At 72.7% G+C, this 1,000-nt stretch carries 1 protein-coding gene and 1 pseudogene; both read left to right on the top strand.

Annotated features, from left to right (window positions below):
* A partial coding sequence (locus ACIKT0_RS18960) for a DUF58 domain-containing protein (protein ID WP_474998514.1) occupies positions 1-438 on the top strand: 438 nt, incomplete at its 5' end.
* Positions 438-1,000: pseudogene (locus ACIKT0_RS18955) on the top strand (hypothetical protein); the annotation flags it as partial. The gene ACIKT0_RS18960 and the pseudogene ACIKT0_RS18955, both read left to right, overlap by 1 nt.

The following is a 1,000-nucleotide window of genomic DNA, read 5'->3' as shown; positions in this document are numbered from 1 at the left end:
GAGGAGGTGTGGCGCGCGCTCAGGAGCGAGCCGGGCGAGGGGAGCGGCGTCGCGGGCCTGTTGGAGAGCCTGGACCAGCTCCCCGCCCGGCGCTCGCTGGTGTTCGTGGTCTCGGATTTCCTGCTCCCCGCCGCGACCACGGACGCGCTCCTCGCCGGCCTGTGGCGTCACGACGTGGCGCCGATCGTGGTGCGCTCGACGGCCGTCGAGCGCCGGCTGCCCGCCTTCGGCCTCGTGGAGACACGCGACCTCGAGACCGGGCGGCGGCGTCTCGTGCTGATGCGCAAGGCCCTGCGCGAGGCGTGGCTCGACAAGAGCCGCCGCCGGCGCGCGGAGCTGGAGCGGATTTTCCTGCGTCACGGCAGGCCGGCCTTCGATCTCGTGGACCGTTTCGACGCCGACGCTTTCGCCGATTATCTGCTCTCCGGAGGCGCGTAGTGGCCCGGCTTGCCATTGCGGCCGCTCTGGTCCTGCTGGTGTCGGCCGGAACCGCGGCGGCGCAGATCCGCAGCGTCCGGACCGAAGGCCCGCGGCCGTTCGGCGTGCTGCTCGGCGACGTGCTGAAGCTCACCACGACCGTCGACGTCGACGCCCCCTTCAAGCTCGACGGCTCGACCCTGCCGCGGCCGGGCCCGCTCACCTATTCGCTGGAGCTCCGCTCGATCGACGTGACCGAGCAGGCGGCGCCCGGAGGCGGGACGCGCTACCGGATCGCCGCCGAGTACCAGACCTTCTATTCGGCGCTCGAAACCGGCGAGCAGACCATCCCGTCCTTCACGGTCGCGGTCTCGGACGGTTCGCGCCGGGCAGAGGCGCAGTCGGGCGCGTGGAGCTATCTGACCTCCCCGCTGCGCCCGATCCAGAGCCTGGCGGGGGAGAGCGACCAGCGCCTGCGACCCGACGTCCAGCCCGTCATTCCCGCAGTCGGCGCCGCGCGGGATCGGCTGATCGCCGCCGCTGCGGGAATGACGGGCTGTACGTCGGGTCGCAGGCGCTGGTC

Source organism: Hansschlegelia beijingensis (assembly GCF_045505405.1).
Lineage (GTDB): Bacteria > Pseudomonadota > Alphaproteobacteria > Rhizobiales > Methylopilaceae > Methylopila > Methylopila beijingensis_A.
Note: the sequence above shows the minus strand (reverse complement) of the source record. Positions and strands in the feature narration are given on the sequence as shown.